We start from the raw sequence: 15,992 nt of genomic DNA on the forward strand, positions 1-15,992 counted from the left end.
GAATTTACTGCTTCCAGCGGGAATTCGTGGAAAAGAAGATAAAAATTCTTCGGGTCTACGAATAAGATGGATAGCATGAACGATCGCCTGCACTCCACCGCCGCCGCCGCGCTTGCCGCCACCGAATGTCCTCCTGAAAACGGGGCCAAGATCCTGCTCGACACGCTGATTGCGCACGGCGTGGATACGGTTTTCGGGTATCCGGGGGGCGCCGTCCTGCCGCTGTACGACGCGCTGTACGCCGAGCCGCGCCTGCGTCACGTGCTGGTGCGGCACGAACAGGCCGCCGTCCATGCCGCCGAAGGCTATGCCCGCACCACCGGCCGCACGGGCGTGGTGTTCGTCACCTCGGGCCCCGGCATGGCCAACACCACGTCGGGCCTGCTGGACGCCATGTGCGATTCGATCCCGGTGCTCTGCATCAGCGGCCAGGTCGCTACCGCGGCCATCGGCACCGACGCCTTCCAGGAATGCGACGCCATTGGCATCTCGCGCTCCGTGACCAAGTGGAACACCCAGATCCGCGCCGTCGACGACGTGGCCGGCGTGGTGTCGCGCGCCTTTGAACTGACTCGCCAGGGCCGTCCGGGCCCGGTGCTGGTGGACTTCCCCAAGGATGTGCAACTGGCCTCGCCGCGCGAGGACGACGACGGGCTGCCCTCGCAGCAGAAGCTGGCCGCGCTGCGCGCCCGCCGCCAGTCGGGCAAGCTGGCCGCCAAGCTGCCGCAGTCTGCCGTGCGCCGCGCCGCCGCGCTGATCGCCCAGGCCAAGCGTCCCATCTTCTATGGCGGCGGCGGGCTGGTGAACGCGGGCCCCGAGGCATGCGCCGCCTTCACGGACCTGGTGCGGCATACGGGCGCGCCCTGCACGCTGACGCTGATGGGCCTGGGGGCGTTCCCCGCGTCCGACCCGCAATTCGTGGGCATGCTGGGCATGCACGGCACCGTCGAGGCCAACCTGGCGATGCACAACTCCGACCTGGTGGTCTGCATCGGCGCCCGCTTCGACGACCGCATCACCGGCAAGCTGTCCGAATTCTGCCCGCACGCCCGCAAGATCCATATCGACATTGATCCCGCGTCGATCAACAAGGTGGTGCGCGTGGACGTGGCGCTGGTGGGCGATTGCCTGCCGCTGGTGCGCGCGCTGCGCGCCGAGCTGGGCGACACGCCGCTGGATCCGGCGCGGCTGGCGCCGTGGTTCAAGCGCATCGACGCCTGGCGCGCGCAGGACTGCCTGGGCTACGAGCCCGCGGCCGACGCCATCCTGCCCCAGCACCTGATGTCGCGCCTGAACGCCGCGCTGGCGGGCCGGGACGCCATCGTCTCCACCGACGTCGGCCAGCACCAGATGTGGGCCGCGCAGTATCTGCGCTTCGACCGGCCGAACCGCTGGCTGACTTCAGGCGGCGCGGGCACCATGGGATATGGCGTGCCTGCCGCCATCGGCGCGCAGGTCGCGCATCCCGACAAGACCGTGGTCTGCGTCAGCGGCGACGCGTCGGTGCTGATGAACATCCAGGAACTGTCCACCGCCATGCAGCACCAGACGCCCGTGAAGGTCGTGCTGTGCAACAACGGCTACATGGGCATGGTGCGGCAATGGCAGGAATTGATCCACGGCGGCCGCTACAGCCACAGCTACAACGCGTCGCTGCCGGATTTCGTGGCGCTGGCCCGCGCCTTCGGCTGGGGCGCGGCGCGGGTGGAAGACCCGGCCAAGCTGGATGCCGCGCTGGCCGAGTGCCTGGCGCATGACGGGCCGTATTTCCTGGACGTGGCCGTTACCGCGCAGGAAAACTGCTTCCCGATGATGCCCGCCGGGCACGGGCATCAGAAGATGATGCTGGCTGAAGGCGTCTGGTATCAGGACGAGACGACCTGAGCGAAGCTGGCGCGGCGCTCAGAACTGGATGGACAATCCGCCGTCCACGACCAGCACGTGACCATTGACGTATGACGCCGCGGGCGACGCCAGGAACACGGCGGCGCCCGCGATTTCTTCGGGTTCGCCCCAGCGGCCGGTCGGGTTGCGCGCGGCGATGCGCGGACCGAACTGCGGATCCGCGACCATTTCCGCGTTGGTTTCGGTGGCGAAGGTGCCCGGCGCGATGGCGTTGCTGGTGATGTGGTGGCCCCCGAATTCCGCCGCCAGCGCGCGCACCATGCCGGTCAGGCCCTGCTTGGCGGCCGGATAGACCGCGTCGCCCGCGCGCGCCAGTTCTCCCACCACCGATGTGATCGCGATCAGGCGTCCGCCGCCCTGGCGCATCATGCGTTCGGCCGCGTACTTGGCCAGCAGCATGCCGGCCACGAGGTCGGTGTCGATGAGCTCGCGGATTTCAGCGGGGCTGGTGTTGCGCAGGGTCTTGCGGTTGCGCGCGCCCACGTTATTGACCAGGACGTCCAGGCGGCCGTGCTCGTCGTCGATGCGCCGGTAGGCCGCTTCCATGGCCGCGTCGTCGCTCACGTCAAACGGCAGCGGGTGCGCATCCAGGCCGGCGCCGGCCAGTTCCGCCACGGCGCTGTTGACGGCATCGGCGTTGCGTCCGTTGATCAGCACGCGTGCGCCGCAGCCCGCCAGCGCCCGCGCGATGCAGAAGCCCAGCCCGCGGGCCGAGCCGGTCACCAGCGCCACCTGTCCCGTCAGGTCGAAGTTGCGCAGATACGGTAGTGTCGTCATCAATCCAGTTCCGTTCATTCCCTGAACTCCGGCGCCCAGTGCAGGAGCCGCCGTTCCAGCCATGTCACACAATAAACCAGCGCGATGCCGACGATCGACAGCAGCGTCACCGCCGCGAACATGTCGGTGGCGTTCAGGGTCGCCAGCGCGGTGATCATCAGATAGCCCATGCCGGTGGTGGAGCCCACGAATTCCGCCAGCACCACGCCGATCAGCGCGAAGCTGATGGCATTGGGCAGCGCCGCGAAGGTCCAGGCTGCGGCCGTGGGGATGCGCACGCGCCACAGGATCTGGCGCGGCGATCCGCCCAGCGTGCGGCAGAAGTCGACGAGCTCGCGCTCCACGCTGCGCCCGCCCTTGTAGGTGTTGAAGAACACCAGGAAGAACACCACGAACCAAGACGTGACCACCTTGGACGCCAGGCCCAGCCCGAAGAACATGGTGATGAGCGGCACGAAGGCGATCCGCGGCATGGAGTTGAATGCCACGATGAACGGGTTGAACACATCGGCCAGGAAGCGGCTGCGGCTGAGCGTCATGCCGACCACGAAGCCGCTGCCCACGCCCACCACCAGGCCGACCATCGTGGCCTGCAGCGTCAGCCACAAATGGGGCCACACGGAGCGCGGCCCGGGCTGCAGCCATTCCCACAGCCGGACGGCCACGCGCGAGGGCTGGCTGATGAAGAAGGGATCGAACAGCGTGTTCTGGGTGAACCAGGGAATGCGCGTGAGCGTCTCCCAGGAGCCCAGAATGGCCGCCAGGATCAGGACCTGCCACAGGGTGATGCGCAGCCGGCGGGCGACGGCGGCGCGGCGGTCCAGGCGCAGCTGGTCCTGCAGGGAATCAGAAGTTTCAGTCGGAATCATGACGCGTAGGGATTCAGGCGGCGGCGCGGAACTGCTGGCCCAGCACGCTCCAGAGGCTTTGCACGTGGGAGACGAACTGCGGCGTTTCACGCAGCGTGAAGACATCGCGCGGATGCGGAATCCGGATGCGCTCGTCCAGCAGCACACGGCTGGGCGGACCGGACAGCACCACCACGCGGTCGGACAGCAGGATGGCTTCGTCCAGGTCGTGCGTGACCATGACGACGGTCTGGCCCAGCTTGCGCCAGATTTCCATGAGTTCGCGGTGCAGGTGGGTCTTGGTGTGCGTGTCCAGCGCGCCGAAGGGTTCGTCCAGCAGCAGGATGCGCGGCTCCACCGCCAGGCTCATCAGCAGCGCCACGCGCCGCCGCATGCCCCCGGACAACTGGTGCGGATAGGCGTCGGCAAAGGCGCTGAGATGGCCAAGTTCCAGCAATTCGGCAACGCGGCGCTCGATCCTGTCGGCGGGCACGCCCTGGAATTTCAGGCCCAGCGCCACGTTCTTCCTGACGCTGAACCAGGGCAGCAGCGTGTCCTTCTGGAAGATGTAGCCCAGCGCGGGCGGCACCTGACCGTCCACGACGCGGCCGTCCACGACGATGGATCCCGTGGTCGGGCGCAGAAAGCCGGCGATCATGTTCAGCAGCGTGCTCTTGCCGCAGCCCGAGGGGCCGACGATGGAGACGAACTCGCCCTCCTGGATCGCGAGGCTGACCTCGCCCACCGCGTGCGTCGTGCCCTGGCGCGACTGGTACGCCTTGCCTACCTTGTCCAGCGTGATCATCAGAGGCCCCGGGCCTTGCGCACGAAGCTCATGTTCACGCAGCGGGAATAAGGCACGGTCTTGATCTCGTCATTCGAGAACTGACGGCCGTCGCCCATGATGGCCGTCATGCGGTTGTACGCGTCCTCGGTGATGAGGTTGTCTTTGAGGAACACCGTTTCCTTGTAGACGCCCAGGGTTTTTTCGATGGCCGCGCGCGGGAACGCGCTGAGGTAGTCGTCAAAAATGACGTCGGTGATTGCCGCCGCGCTGTTGGCGGTGATGAAGTCCTGCGCCTTGACCATGGCGGTGACGAAGGCCTGCACGACCTCGGGGCGCTTCTGGATGGTGTCTTCCAGCGTCAGCGCGGCGATGCCCGGCACGTCGCCGCCCATGAACTCGTTCCACGAGCTTTCCGTGGTGGCGTCGAAGATGGGCACGCCCCAGCCTTCCTGGCGCGCCTGTTCCATCATGGACATGGTGGCCATGCTGGCGGCCACCGAGCCGGTCTTGAGCGCGCCCAGCATGGTCGCCAGGTCGCCCAGCGGGCGGATGTCGACCTTGTCCGCCACGCCGGCCTTCTGCATCAGATACAGCGCCATCAGCCACGTGCTGGACTGCGGCTGGGTGGCGCCGACGCGCTTGCCGGCCAGGTCCTTCAGCGACTTGATCTTGCCGCTTTCGAAGTCTTCGCGGCGCACGATGACGTTTGCGTAGGTGAGCTTGCGGTCAAAGCCGAACACCAGCGCGGCGGGCTTGCCCGCGATGGTCAGTGCCGGCGCGGCGGTGGCCGCGGTGGCGCCGAACGCGATCTGGCCGGCGGCCAGCAGCTGGTTGGTGCGCGGGCCGCTCTGCGAATTCAGGTACTCGACCTCCAGGCCGCCTTCACCGAAAAATCCCTTCTTCAGCGCGACATAGCCGGCAGCGAAAAAAGGGTCGATGCTGCCCTGGCCATAGACCACCTTGCCCAGCTTGGGCTGAGCGAACGCAACGCGGCCAGGGAGCAGGCCGATGCCGGCGAAGGCGGACGCGGCGGCCAGCACGCGGCGGCGGGTGGCGAATTCGGAGCTACGGGTCATGTCATCCTCGGTGTGATTGGATTGCAGCTGTTTGGCGTAAACAATACCCCAGCGCCTGCAGCCCAACAATGGAAAACGCCCGGTTTCCCGGGCGTTGAGAATTGCGGCGCGAATCAGGCTATGCCGCGGTCTTCTTCGGCGCGGCCTTCTTCACAGCCTTCTTGGCGGCCGTTTTCGTGGCGGTCTTCGTGGCCGTCTTGGTTGCGGTTTTCTTTACCGCCGCCTTCTTGGCCGGCGCCTTTTTCGCGGCGGTCTTGGTAGCGGTTTTTGCCGCTGTCTTGGACGGCGCGCGGCCGGGCTTTTCCGGACGCGGCTCGAACTCGAAGCCGATCTTGCCGTCGGGCTGGCGCACCAGGAACGCCTTGAACTTGCGGTTGGTGCGGCTGGAGACGAAGCCGTCGAGCAGGTCGGTGCGGCCGTTGGTCAGCAGCTTTTCCATCTGCTCGCGCGAGATCTCCTGCTGCAGGATGACCTTGCCCGAACGGAAATCGCAGCTCTTTTCGGGGCCGACGGACTTTTCGCAGACGTAGCTCATGCCGTGCTCGAACACGCGCGACTGGCACTTCGGGCAGGACCCCACCGGCGTGTGGCCGGAGAAGTCGACGGCTTCGTTGTCGTCCTCGTCGTTCTGGCCGAAGTCGAATTCCAGCTTGTATTCGTTGCTGATGCGCAGGATAGCCGCGAAAGGCCGGCCCATCTTGCTGATGAAGCCCTGCAGCGGACCGATCTCGCGCTTGGCCAGCAGCTCTTCGACTTCCGGCAGTTCGAACGTGCGGCCGCCCGGATGCTTGCCGATCGAGAAGTCGCAGGCCGTGCAGGCGTAGCGGCGGTAGTTTTCCTTGACGACGGCGCCGCACTTGGGACACGGCGTCTGCAACGTGGCGTAGTCGCCCGGCACCGTGTCGCGCTCGTATTCCTTGGCGCGCTTGACGATGACCTGGGTCATCTGCGCGATCTCGCGCATGAACGCTTCGCGTCCCAGCCCGCCCTGCTCGATCTGCTTGAGCTTGTGCTCCCATTCGCCGGTAAGTTCGGGCGAGGTCAGTTCGGTGACGTCCAGGCCCGACAGCAGGGTCATGAGCTGGCGCGCCTTGGCGGTGGGAACCAGGTCGCGCCCTTCGCGGCGCAGGTAGACCTCGTTGAGCAGGCCTTCGATGATGGCCGCGCGCGTGGCCGGGGTGCCCAGGCCGCGCTCGGACATGGCTTCGCGCAGTTCTTCGTCGTCCACCAGCTTGCCGGCGCCTTCCATGGCCGACAGCAGCGTGCCTTCGTTGAAGCGCGCAGGCGGCTTGGTCGACAGGCCGACGGCTTCCACGTCCTCGGTGCGCACGGTTTCGCCGTCCGCCACGGGCACCAGGTTGGCGTCCTCGCCCTGCGCTTCCTTGCCGTACACGGCCAGCCAGCCCGGGGCGACCAGCACCTTGCCGTCGGTGCGGAAGCGATGTCCCTGCACTTCGGTCATGCGCGTGGTGACGCGGTATTCGGCGGGCGGGAAGAACACCGCCAAAAAGCGCTTGAGCACCAGGTCGTAGAGCTTGGCCTCGGCTTCGCTGAGGTCGTGCGGGATCTGCAGCGTGGGGATGATGGCAAAGTGATCCGACACCTTCTTGTTGTCGAAGATGCGGCGGTTCGGCTTGACCCACTGTTGGCTGACGACGGTTTCCGCGTGGCGCGACAGGCCGCCCACGGCGTTGGAGCCGCCCTTGGCCAGCGCCCGCATGGTTTCCTGGACCGTGCCGATGTAGTCCTCGGGCAGATAGCGGGAATCGGTACGCGGGTAGGTCAGCGCCTTGTGGCGTTCGTACAGGGTCTGCGCCAGCGCCAGCGTGGTCTTGGCGGAAAAGCCGAAGCGGCCGTTGGCTTCGCGCTGCAGGGACGTCAGGTCGTACAGGGCCGGCGACATCTGGGTCGACGGCTTGGATTCCTCGGTGACGCTGCCGGGCTGTTCGCGGCAGGCGGCCACCACGCTTTGCGCGGCGGCTGCCGACCACAGGCGGGATTCGCGTTTTTCAGGGTCGCGGTCGTCTTTCTTGAATTGGGGGTCGATCCAGCGGCCTTCATAGAGGCCGGCGGCCGCGACGAAGGTGGCGCGGACTTCCCAGTAGTCGCGCGGCACGAAGCGGCGGATGCGCTCTTCGCGCTCGGCCACAATGGCCAGCGTGGGCGTCTGCACCCGGCCGACAGGCGTCTTGAAGAAGCCGCCGTCCTTGCTGTTGAAGGCGGTCATGGCGCGCGTGCCGTTGATGCCCACCAGCCAGTCGGCCTCGGCGCGCGACCGCGCGGCCGCTTCCAGCGGCTTCATCTGGGTGTCGTCGCGCAGGTTGGCGAACGCTTCGCGGATGGCCGCCTGCGTCATGGACTGCAGCCACAGGCGCTGGATGGGCTTCTTCACGCCGGCGTACTGAATGATGTAGCGGAAGATCAGTTCGCCTTCGCGCCCCGCGTCACAGGCGTTGATGATGGCGTCCACGTCCTTGCGCTTGGCCAGTCGGACCAGCAGCTTAAGGCGTTCGGCGGACTTCTTGTCGGTAGGGCCCAGTTCGAATTCCGGCGGAATCACGGGCAGGTGCGTAAAGCTCCACTTCCCCTTGACCGGATCGTTGGGTGCGACCAAGCTGAGCAAATGGCCGATGCTGGAAGCGAGCACGTAACGTTCGCTTTCAAAATAGTCGCCCTCGCGCGCGAAGCCTCCCAAGGCGCGTGATATATCAAGGGCCACCGAGGGCTTCTCGGCAATAATCAGCGTTTTATTCATGTGTATCCAGTGGCGGTAGTCCCGCCTTAGTAGCGCGGATAATAAGATCGGAGATTCGCCAGATGCAAGTCGGCACTGAAAGACAAGCGGGATCCGAACTGCACGCCTGGCGTCAATTTTTGGCGCGAAGCACCCTGTGGCTAGGCGTTTTGCTGCTGGGCAGCGCCGCCGTCTGCTGGGTCGCCGCCAACTGGCAAGACATGACAAAAATGCAGCGCTTCGCTGGCGCGGAAGGGCTTTTGGCCATCTGTGCGCTGGCCGCCGCATGGGCCGGACTGCGTCTGCGGGACCGTCCCGGGGTGCGGCGCAGCATCCCCGGCGCGCTGCTGGCGCTGGCCGGCATCCTGCTGGGCGCCCTGCTCGCGCTGCTAGGCCAAACTTACCAGACCGGCGCCGATACCTGGGAATTGTTCGCCTGGTGGGCGCTGTTGCTGCTGCCCTGGGCGCTGGCCGCGGGCAGCCAGGCCGTGTGGCTGCTTTGGGCGCTGGTCCTGAACCTTGCCGCCGCGCTGTGGCTGGGCGAACGCGTGTTCAGCTGGATGATGATTTTCGGCGGTCCGGGTGTGCCCAGCCTGTTCATGGCGGCTCTGAACCTGCTTCTGCTGCTGGGCTGGGAGCTGGCCGCGCGGCGCTGGCGGGCCAGCACGGTCTTTGGCCCGCGCATCCTGGCGGCGATCGCGATCAGCGTGCTGGTGCTGGCCCTGATGTTCGGCGACTTCATCCTGCGCGGACTGGGCACCTACAACGGCATCGCCTGGGTGGCCGCCACCCTGGGCCTGGGTTTTTATTATCAGCGGGGCCGGCGCGACCTGGTCATCCTGGCCATGCTCGCCGCCGGTGTCATCTGCGTGTCGCTGCGGGTGGTGGGCGAATGGCTGTGGCGGCTGGAGCCCGGCGTCTGGGCCGCGCTGCCCTTGGCCGCGCTGCTCATGGCCGAGGCGGTCCTGGCGGCGCGCTGGCTGCGCGGCCTGGGCGATGAAGCCTCGCCCGTCGCGCTGCCGGCCGACGCCGAACCGGCCGGCGCGTCGGCCGGCAATGCGGTCGATCCTGCGGATTCCGGCGCGCCGGTGGCGCAACTGGCGCCCGCCGGAGTGCCGCGGGCTGAACCGCCCTGGTACGTGCAGTGCCTGCTGGGCCTGAGCGCCTGGCTGGCGACGCTGCTGCTGCTGGTGTTCGTGGCGTTTTCGGGGTTCATCACGTCTGAAGGCGGCGCGCTGGTGGCCGGGCTGGTGCTCTGCGCGGCCGGCGTGGCGGTGCTGCGCAGCGACGCGGGCCCCTTCTGGCGGCAATGCGGAACGGCCATGGCGTTCGCCGGGCAGATCCTCATCATCTTCGGCCTGTCCAGTTCCACCTCGTTCGCCAGCGCCAGCTTCTTCGTGCTGCTGATGGCGGCCGTGGTCTACGCGCTGGGGCCCGACGCGATCCTGCGCTTTCTCAGCGGCCTCCTGATCGCCCTGGCGGGTGCGGCCCTGATCTGGCGGGGGCTGTCCCCCGACCTCATGCAGGACGACCTGATGGACGCCTGGATGCGTTTCGACGCGACGCGCGCCACGTTCCTGTGGCTGCCCATCGGCGTCATCGGCGCCTGGGCTACCGCCGTCATCATCACTGTTAGCCATCGCGTGGGCGCCCGGCGCGGACACGCGCTGCAGCCGCTCGCCTGGGCGTTCCTGTTGTCCGTCCAGGGCATGGTGTGGCTGGCCAGCGGCATTTCCGCGACGCAGTTGCCCGCCATCTGGCAGCTTACGCCGCACACCACCATCCTGATCGTGGCTGGCGCGCTGCTGCCGGCGGCGGCGGCGCTGGCCGTGCTGTGGCCGCGCCGCCACGTGCTGACGGGTGGCGTGACCTGGGGCGTGCCGATCGGCCTGCTGCTGCTGTCGCTGTTCTGGCTGCCCAGCCCGGGGGTGGCGTTTGCGCTGGCGTGGCTGCTGCTGGGCTTCGGGCTGAACCAGTCGCGCATCATGGTTTTCGGCGTCGCCAGCCTGCTGGCCTATCTGGGCGTCTATTACTACCAGCTGGAGCTGCCGCTCCTGCAGAAGGCGCTTTGGCTGGGCGGCGCCGCGCTGCTGCTCTTCGTGCTGCGGGCCGCGGTGTGGCTGGTGCCGCGCCTGATGCGCACGCAGCCGCCGGCCAAGCCGCGCGTGATGCCGCCGGTGTCCAGCGCCCTGCGCTGGCGCACGCTGGCGATCCTGGGCGGGCTGGCGCTGGTCCTGGTGGTGGCCAACGGCGGCATCTGGCAACGCGAGAAGCTGCTGGCTTCCGGCAAGGTCGTCATCCTGGAACTGGCGCCGGTGGATCCCCGATCGCTCATGCAAGGCGACTACATGGCCCTGAACTTCGCGGCGGGCCGCGAAGTGACGCGCCTGCGCCTGGGCGGCGGGAATGCGGCCGAACAGGAATCCGTCATGGGCTATGAGCCCGACGGCTACGTGCTGCTGGCGCCGGACGCGCGCGGGGTGGCGCAGCCCTTGCGCATCCAGCCCGAGGTCCATCCGCACGCAGAAGGCGAAGTGCCGCTGCGATACCGCGTCCGCGACAACGGCGTGCGCATCGTCACCAATGCCTATTTCTTCCCCGAGGGCCAGGCAGAGCGCTACCAGGTCGCGAAGTACGGCGAACTGCGCGTGGCGGAAAACGGCGAGGCGCTGCTTGTCAGGATGCTGGGCGCCAATCTGGAGCCCCTATAGGGAAACGCGCAGTCAGCGGGGAAACCTGGCGGCCCATCGCGAGGTCGCCTCGCTCAGGAACGGCGCAATGCCGTCGGCGGATAAAGGCGTGAACCCCAAAGCGCTCCAGGCGGCCTCCAGAGCCTGCAGGGGCGCGCCGGTGTCGATGGGCGGGGCGCCGTTCTGCTTGGACAGTTTGAGGCCGCTGGCGGGGTCCAGGATCAGCGGCACGTGCATGTAGCGCAGGTCGGGCAGGCCTAGCAGTCGGCCCAGTACCCGCTGGCGGGCCGTCGAACTGAGCAGGTCCGCGCCCCGCACCACGTCCGTTACGCCCTGCGCCGCGTCGTCCACGACCACGGCCAGCTGATAGGCCCACAGCCCATCCGCCCGCCTCAGCGCAAAATCGCCCACCGCCTGCGCCACATCCTGCTCCTGGGGGCCCAGCCAGCGGTCTTCGAATCGTTCCACGCCGTCCGGCACGCGCAGGCGCCAGGCCCGCGCCTGGCGGCCTTCCGGCAGGCCGTGGCGGCAGGTGCCGGGATAAGGCCTTTCGCCGTCGGCGCCGGGCGCGGTCTGGCCGCGCAGCGCGGAATCGGCGATTTCCCGGCGCGTACAGCCGCAGCCATAGATCAGGCCCTGCGCGGCAAGCGAGTCGAACGCGGCCTGGTAGGCGTCGCCACGCCGGGACTGCCAGATGATGTCGCCGTCCCATAGCAGGCCCAGCGCCTGCAGCTGTCCCATGATGACCTGCGCCGCGCCGGGCACTGTCCGCGGCGTGTCCACGTCTTCAATGCGCAGCAGCCAGCGTCCGCCCTGCGCGCGCGCGTCTAGCCAGCTTGCCAGGGCGGTCGCAAGCGAGCCCGCATGCAGCGGGCCGCTGGGACTGGGGGCGAAGCGGCCGACGTAATTCAAGGGATGGCGTGGAAAACTAAGCCCGCGCGTTGCGCGGGCATGGAGGTGGATGCCTGAACGGAAGGCGTGCGTTTAATGCAGCAGGCGCGCGCCGTCTTCGTCGAGCAGCTCTTCAAGCACCAGATTGTCGATCTCGGCTTCCTGGCTCCAGAGCACCATGAGGGCGATGATCTTGATCTTGGAGAGCGGCACGGGCGTTTCCGGCGACGCCAGGCCCCGGTCGATGACGATTTCGCGCAGGGGCGCGGGCAGCACGCCGGCCGATTCCAGGAAGGCGATGAAGCCGATGGACTCGCTGCCGAGCTGCTGGTATTCGTTGTCGGTGTAGATCCGGGTGCCGGACGAGGGAGCCTGGGCAAGGTCGACGCACCGTTCGGTGGTTTCAGCCAGCCCGTACAGCCAGCCTAGCGCGTCGTCGATGTCTTCGTGCTCGAAACCGGCGGCGGCAAGCCGCTTGGCGAGCACATCGGCAGCAGGACAGGCCTGAGGCGTGTAGTAATTCTCGAACAGATAAACCAGGATATCGAACATATGGCGCAGTTTTGTGCCTGTTTGCACAGTCGGCCCGCATATCGGCAGACCAGCAAACATGAATTTTACTTTACGCTGATTTATTTTGCCGGGCAACCGGCCAATGGGGGGAATGTTGTATGACGTCACCTGGCGGCAACAGGCGTCCATTTCCGCCCGAAATGCTGACAAAATGCATGGTTCAGGAAACAGGGGCGGGCCTTGCAGGCTCCGCCCCTATTTTTGTCCCGCGATGCTGTGCGGCCCGGGCCGTCAGGCCGATTTGGGCGCGTTTTCCAGCTTGAGCCCGGCCAGCTGCCGGATGAATACCGGGATGCAGATCGCCAGGCCGACCAGCCCGCTGGTCAGCCCCGGCAGGATCGTCAGCAGCGCGCCGATGGTGCACACCCAGCGTTCCCAGCTCTTCATGCCGACCAGCATGTAGCGCGAGAACGCCGCCGACAGCAGCACCAGCCCGACCATGCAGCCGAACAGGGTCACGAAGAAGTCGTACCACGTGAAGCCCTGCACCGAGATCAGCAATGACGGCGAAAACACGAACACGAACGGCACGATGAGCTTGGTGATGCCCAGCCTGAACGCCGTATTCCCGGTCTTGAAGGGGTCGCTGCCCGCCATGCCCGCCGCCGCGTAGGCCGCCAGCGCCACCGGCGGCGTGATGTCCGCCAGGATGCCGAAATAGAACACGAAAAAGTGCGCCGCGATGGGCTGCACGCCCAGCTGCACCAGCGTGGGGGCGGCCACGGCCACCATGATCAGGTAGTTGGCGGTCGTGGGAATGCCGCAGCCCATCAGGATGCAGACCAGGCCGGTCATGATGAGCGCGGCGATCAGCGTCAGCGACTGCATGTTGGCGACGGCGTCGGGTATCACCATCGCCGCGCCGCCGGCAATCGCCTGCGCCGCCGAAATCACGATGTACGAGATCTTGAAGCCCACGCCGGTAAGCGTTACGACGCCGATCACGATGCCTACCGTGCCGGCGGCCGCGCCCACGGCCAGCGCGTACTTCGCGCCGGTTTCAAAGGCTTCGTACAGGTCGCGCCAGCGCAGCCGCTGGAACGGATTCAGCAGGCCCACGATGATGCAGCCCGTGATGCCGGCAAAGGCCGCCAGGTACGGGGTGCGGCCGCTGGCCAGCACGCCGATCAGCAGGACCAGCGGGATCAGCGTGGGCCAGCGCATCTTGAACGACTGCTTCAGCTTGGGCATTTCCTCGGGGGTCAGACCGCGCAGGCCTTCGCGCTTGGCTTCGAAGTGCACCTGCATGAACATGCCGAAGAAGTACAGGAACGCCGGGAAGATGCCCGCAATGGCGATCTGCTGGTACGGGATGCCCAGGAATTCGATCATCAGGAAGGCCGCCGCGCCCATGATGGGGGGCGTGATCTGGCCGCCCGTGCTGCTGGCGGCTTCGACGCCCGCCGCGAAATGCCGCGGATAGCCGATGCGGATCATGGCGGGAATGGTCAGCGATCCCACCGTCACCGCATTGGCCACGGACGAGCCGGACAGCATGCCGAACATGGCCGAGCCGAACACCGACACCTTGGCCGGCCCGCCGGCGTAGCGGCCGGCGATGGTCGACGCGACATCCAGGAACAGCTGGCCCAGCCCGATCCGGGTGGCCAGGACGCCGAACAGCACGAAGTGGAACACGTAGGTCGCCACCACGCCCACCGCCACGCCGTATACGCCCTGGCTGGTCAGATACATGTGGTTGACGATCTGGGACCAGTTATTGCCCGCGTGCTGCAGCAGCCCCGGGAAGTACGGGCCGAACATGGCGTAGGCCATGAACACCAGCGCAATGATCGGCAACGGCCACCCCATGGCGCGGCGCGTGGCCTCCAGCAGGCCGATCAGCAGGATCGAGCCCATGAAGACGTCGATGGGCAGCGGGTTGCCCACGCGGAACGCCAGGTCTTCAAAGATGTAGGGGATGTAGAGCACCGACAGGGCCAGCGCGATGGCGATGATCCAGTCGTACAGGGGAATGCCGCCGGGCGCGTACCAGGTGGACCGGGGTTCGCGCTGGTAGTGCGATTTGGAGAACCCGAAAACCAGGAAGATCAGGCTGAGCACGAAAGCCAGATGCACGCCGCGGTGCGTGGCTTCGCGCAGCAGCCCGAAGCCGGCGGTGTAGTAGTGAAAGATCGAAAGCGTGACCAGCAGGCCCGACACGATCCAGGTGGCGGTCTTGTCCAGCGGGCGGAAGCGGATTTCCGAGTCGTACTTCTCCGCCAGCTGCTGGGTTTTCTCGTGATCAATTTCCATCGCGGTAATTCTCAAGGTGATTCAACAAGCAGGGCCGCACATCGGCGGCCCTGCTCAAACGCGGCGCAACCAGCAAACGCCGCGGACATAACGAACTGCCAGTACTACTCAGGCAAATGCCCAGCCAACCAAGCGGCCAAAAGAACCCAATCTCCCAAGCGGGGCCGCGCGGAGCCGGGCTCCGCCGGTCCGCATCGGCGCCCCCTCGAGGGGGAAGCGCCGCAGGCGCTTCGGGGGTGGGCTTATTTCAGCAGGCCGATTTCCTTATAGAACTTCTCGGCGCCCGGGTGGAACGGAATGCCGGCGCCCTTGATGGCGTTGTCGCGGGTGATCAGCTTGCCCTTGGCGTGGCCGTTGTCCAGCGTCTTGCGCGTGGCGTCGCTGTACAGCGCCTTGGTCACGTCGTAGACGACCTGTTCCGGCAGCTTGGCCGAAGTGACCATCTGCGCGTTGACCGAAATGGTCTTCACTTCGCCGACGTTCTGATACGTGTTGGCGGCAATGGTGTCCGGCGTGAAGAACTCCTGCTTGGCCCGCAGGGCGTCGATTTCCGGGCCGACCAGCGGCACGATTTCGATTCCGGCGCCGCTGGAAGCCAGTTCGGCGATGGCGCCGGCGGGAGCGCCGCCCACGAAGAAGAACGCGTCCAGGCCGCCGTCCTTGAGCTTGTCGCCGGCCTGGTTGGGCTTGAGGTATTCGGCCTTGATGTCCTTGTCGGTCATGCCGTAGGCGCCCAGGATCAGGCGCACGTCGACCAGGGTGCCGGAACCCGGCTCGTCCATGGACACGCGCTTGCCCTTCAGGTCGGCCACGCTCTTGATGCCCGCGCCCTTGCGCGTGACCAGGTGGATGCTTTCCGGATACAGGGTGGCGATCAGGCGCAGGTCCTGGGCCTTGGGCTTGCCTTCGAAGGTGCCGGTGCCGCTATAGGCCCAGTACGCCACGTCCGATTGCGTGAAGCCCGCTTCGAACGAGCCGCCCAGGATGCCGTTGATGTTGGCCACGGAGCCGTTGGAGGCGACCGCGGTGGCGACCAGCTTGCCGGGTTGCGACACGGCGTTGGCGATGATGCCGCCGATCGGGTAGTAGGTGCCCGCGGTGCCGCCCGTGCCGATGCGGAAGAACTGCTGGGCTTGTGCGGAACCCGTGGCGCCGACGGCGGCGACCGCGACGGTCAGGGCGGTAATCCAGTGCTTGAGTTTCATGCGGGCTTCTCCGGTATTTGTTGACGGATGTATCAAGTGACGCGGCGCGTCTTCTCATTCCTGCGGCGGCGATGCGACGCTGCGGAAGGGCCTCCCCTTGGGGGCCATTTTCATGATGAAATTCTGTCATGTAGACCTCTCGTAGCCAATGGTTACGGGGCTATCGTTTACCTGGGGGTGAGCACCCCCTTTGGTTATGGGTGGTCCCGTTTTGGTTATGCGTGCGCCTGCTTCCCACGCGGTCAGACAA

11 protein-coding genes are annotated in these 15,992 nt (G+C 66.8%); 2 read left to right on the plus strand and 9 right to left on the minus strand.

Going from position 1 to position 15,992, the window contains the following annotated elements:
* Positions 1-66 precede the first annotated feature (66 nt).
* Positions 67-1,884 (plus strand): biosynthetic-type acetolactate synthase large subunit, encoded by a 1,818-nt coding sequence (ilvB, locus tag KYC_RS00445; RefSeq protein ID WP_085945396.1) that lies wholly within the window; start codon positions 67-69, stop codon positions 1,882-1,884.
* 18 nt (positions 1,885-1,902) lie between these two features.
* Here the strand turns inward: ilvB and KYC_RS00450 are convergent, their stop codons facing one another.
* The 5 genes from KYC_RS00450 to KYC_RS00470 all read right to left on the minus strand — a co-directional run bounded on the left by KYC_RS00450 (position 1,903) and on the right by KYC_RS00470 (position 8,148).
* Complete coding sequence (locus tag KYC_RS00450; RefSeq protein ID WP_008157618.1) at positions 1,903-2,682, minus strand: SDR family oxidoreductase; 780 nt, start codon at positions 2,680-2,682, stop codon at positions 1,903-1,905.
* A 14-nt stretch (positions 2,683-2,696) separates the two neighbouring features.
* Positions 2,697-3,551, minus strand: coding sequence for an ABC transporter permease (locus KYC_RS00455; RefSeq protein ID WP_008157620.1), 855 nt, complete (start codon positions 3,549-3,551; stop codon positions 2,697-2,699).
* A 13-nt stretch (positions 3,552-3,564) separates the two neighbouring features.
* The gene (locus tag KYC_RS00460; protein ID WP_008157623.1) at positions 3,565-4,335 is read right to left on the minus strand and encodes an ABC transporter ATP-binding protein; all 771 of its coding nucleotides are present in this window, start codon (positions 4,333-4,335) and stop codon (positions 3,565-3,567) included.
* The gene (locus KYC_RS00465) at positions 4,335-5,393 is read right to left on the minus strand and encodes an ABC transporter substrate-binding protein (protein WP_008157625.1); all 1,059 of its coding nucleotides are present in this window, start codon (positions 5,391-5,393) and stop codon (positions 4,335-4,337) included. Before KYC_RS00465 ends, KYC_RS00460 begins: the two co-directional genes overlap by 1 nt.
* A gap of 118 nt (positions 5,394-5,511) precedes the next feature.
* Positions 5,512-8,148: a DNA topoisomerase III gene (locus tag KYC_RS00470; protein ID WP_008157627.1), complete on the minus strand. Its 2,637-nt coding sequence runs from the start codon at positions 8,146-8,148 to the stop codon at positions 5,512-5,514.
* A gap of 62 nt (positions 8,149-8,210) precedes the next feature.
* Here KYC_RS00470 and KYC_RS00475 point away from each other — a divergent pair, with 62 nt between their 5' ends.
* On the plus strand, positions 8,211-10,838 hold the full coding sequence (locus tag KYC_RS00475) for a GDYXXLXY domain-containing protein (protein ID WP_008157629.1): 2,628 nt from the start codon (positions 8,211-8,213) through the stop codon (positions 10,836-10,838).
* Positions 10,839-10,850: 12 nt separating this feature from the next.
* Here the strand turns inward: KYC_RS00475 and gluQRS are convergent, their stop codons facing one another.
* The 4 genes from gluQRS to KYC_RS00495 all read right to left on the minus strand — a co-directional run bounded on the left by gluQRS (position 10,851) and on the right by KYC_RS00495 (position 15,742).
* Positions 10,851-11,729, minus strand: a complete 879-nt coding sequence (gluQRS, locus tag KYC_RS00480; RefSeq protein ID WP_008157631.1) for a tRNA glutamyl-Q(34) synthetase GluQRS — start codon at positions 11,727-11,729, stop codon at positions 10,851-10,853.
* Positions 11,730-11,801: 72 nt separating this feature from the next.
* Positions 11,802-12,260: a Smg family protein gene (locus KYC_RS00485; protein ID WP_008157633.1), complete on the minus strand. Its 459-nt coding sequence runs from the start codon at positions 12,258-12,260 to the stop codon at positions 11,802-11,804.
* 252 nt (positions 12,261-12,512) lie between these two features.
* On the minus strand, positions 12,513-14,537 hold the full coding sequence (locus tag KYC_RS00490; protein WP_008157635.1) for a TRAP transporter permease: 2,025 nt from the start codon (positions 14,535-14,537) through the stop codon (positions 12,513-12,515).
* Positions 14,538-14,779: 242 nt separating this feature from the next.
* Entirely contained in the window at positions 14,780-15,742 is a 963-nt protein-coding gene (locus KYC_RS00495; RefSeq protein ID WP_006216711.1) for a TAXI family TRAP transporter solute-binding subunit, read from the minus strand.
* Between the last annotated feature and the right edge of the window lie 250 nt (positions 15,743-15,992).

This window comes from Achromobacter arsenitoxydans SY8 (assembly GCF_000236785.1).
Classification (GTDB): Bacteria; Pseudomonadota; Gammaproteobacteria; order Burkholderiales; family Burkholderiaceae_B; genus Achromobacter; species Achromobacter arsenitoxydans.